The organism is Rhodohalobacter halophilus, from assembly GCF_001715195.1.
GTDB classification, from domain to species: domain Bacteria; phylum Bacteroidota; class Rhodothermia; order Balneolales; family Balneolaceae; genus Rhodohalobacter; species Rhodohalobacter halophilus.
Window position 1 is genome coordinate 1 of record NZ_MDWE01000075.1, and the last position, 2,499, is coordinate 2,499.

Below are 2,499 nucleotides of genomic sequence, written 5' to 3' on the forward strand. Positions count from 1 at the left end.
ACGATCTACACTACACCACACCCTGTCATTTCGAGCAATCCGCCGGCTGGCGGAGAGTCGTGAAATCTCTATACCGTAGTAAGGTATAAACGAAAACCCTCGTCAGACGGCTCGAGTCCGTCAGACGAATTTTTTTGACCCGTTATCCATGTTATGACAACCTGCTAACTGATTACTGTTGCCACTGCTCATTGTAAAAACCGCCTCAATAATTTAAAGCACTCCAAACAACTACCCCCTATTCGGCGGAGACTTGATGTTGACTTTTAAACCCTCGTCAAACGAGCCTTGGGTAGGCAAGAGACCCGACAGGTTTTTGAAACCTGTCGGGTCTGGGCTCCAACAACCTGTTCACTGATCACTGTTGCCACTGTATAACTGACACTACTCTTCACTGTCACTAACCGTCCACACAATCTCATCACTCCCGGCCGTAATCGCTGCTGTGACCGTAAACCCGACATGAGACTCCGCCACTATATTAAATCCGTTCGCTGAGATTTCATCCAGGGAATAGCCGGCGTTTTCGTTCTCTTCGGGGAGGCTGAGATCTCTGAGGGTGAGTTGTGTGAAACTTCGGTCTCCCCCGCCCAGCATGGCCGGTTTGGTGTAAAACCCTTGTGCCATAGCGTGTGCTTGCAAAATATCCTGGCGGATGGCGTCTTCGATGGCCGCATCATGCGAAGCCTGCATCGTATTGATCGCGACGATCGTGGCGATGCCAATAATGACCGTAACCAGGATGATCAGTAGAAGTTGTTGTTGTCCCATACTTGTAACCCAAAACGTAGATTTTATGTTTAACAGTCACAAAGCTAATCAATTCATTACCGATATTTGGCCGGGTTAGAAGAGTTTAAACGTTGTTAAGCAGGATTAATGAAGTTTCAACATTTAAAAACACTAAAACATCCTCCACTAAAGAATTTGAAGTTATCCAGAGTCATAAAGTCCTATTCAATTATATAATCCGAGTCATCATTACTGTGTTTCAATATAAGGTGCACAAGGTATTCCTATACAACTTTATCAGTAATCTTCCCTGACTCAAAGTGCCACTTCTGGTCGTTTAAAATACTTATCCAGGTAATAGTGGGTTAAACCACGAGTTTTCTTTGATTGATAAATAAAATCGATTTTTGTTATAAATACTGTTTGCCAGTTTACGTGAACTTTACACACACTTCTTTACCTCAATGTATGTAACACACTAACGTCGCAAACATGAATAATCTTACCATATCATAAATTCTGAATATCCATTATCAAAAATAAAACCTGCATTAAGTTGCACAAACTTTGTGTCTATAGAGACTTACATTCTTACTTAAATTACGATTCTTTATCGAAGCACAAAAAGCACTGAACAAATAGTATAGGATCTATTACCTATCCTATGACCAAAAAAAACCCTGACCAATAAGCTTGGACAGGGTTTAAGTTAAAAACAAGTTTTATTACTAGTGTCTATGAAGGACATGCACCTGCAGTACCATCGGGTGTACCCATAACCTGTCCATCTGGACAGACTCTAACTTGTATCTTAGTACTATCTGAAACATTCGCTGTTGCCTCTACTACAAATTCTTGAGCAGTTCCGGAAATTGCACCACCTGAATTAATTATATAAGTACCATACTCATTCGTTGCAGTAAAATCATCTATGACATCACCACTAAATGTAAGTGAACGAAAAGTCAGTCCGTCAAAAGACCTTCCCCCACCACCTAACATTTCAGGTTTCATGTAGTATCCTTGAGCAGAAGCACTTAAAGATGTTAGATCCTGTCTCACGCCATCTAAGGTTGCAGAATCTGCAGCAGTTCCAAATGTGTTAATAGCCACAACCGTCGCGATACCCACGATGATTGTTACGAGAATTACGAGTAATAATTGTTGTTGACCCATGGTAAGTTACCTTATTTGTGTTAGATTAAAGGTTGTTTAAAAGTAAAACGTTTGTATTGTTTGGTTTTAATGACCCGAGACCGTTGTCTGTCGGATGATTTATGTTACTGTGGTAAAGAGTACGCAATGGTTCATTTGTTACAAAATTTTTTTTGAGCGCATGAACCGAAGCGATCTCTCAACCGTCTGAAACCAATATCAGGACTCCCGGACTGCCATGCAGTTAATCTTTTTTAAAGCTTGCGGGTTAATATTAGATTCTCATCAGCTTTTCAAATGATTCAGGAGTAACATTACACGCAATTAATATGTGACGATTACGGTTTACGCCATCCCCTCGTCAGCCGAATTCCGCGCAGCGGCACCGTCAGAACGCTCCAAGCGGTCAGACGGATGAGAACGACGGAGACCCGACAGGTTTCCAAAACCTGTCGGGTCTGGCCTCCAACAAAACAGGGTATTTCTATGCGGTGAGCTGTACAAAGCTCTCGTCAGACGGCTCGAGTCCGTCAGACGAATTTTATTGACCCGTTATCCATGTTTCCGGCAACCTGCTCACTGATCACTGTTGCCACTGTTCACTGAATCCCC

At 42.3% G+C, this 2,499-nt stretch carries 2 protein-coding genes; both read right to left on the reverse strand.

Going from position 1 to position 2,499, the window contains the following annotated elements; genetic code table 11:
* Nucleotides 1–384: 384 nt before the first annotated feature.
* Nucleotides 385–771, reverse strand: a complete 387-nt coding sequence (locus BG260_RS13710) for a hypothetical protein (protein WP_069133524.1) — start codon at nt 769–771, stop codon at nt 385–387.
* A 696-nt stretch (nt 772–1,467) separates the two neighbouring features.
* Complete coding sequence (locus BG260_RS14215) at nt 1,468–1,908, reverse strand: hypothetical protein (RefSeq protein ID WP_069133525.1); 441 nt, start codon at nt 1,906–1,908, stop codon at nt 1,468–1,470.
* Nucleotides 1,909–2,499 lie beyond the last annotated feature (591 nt).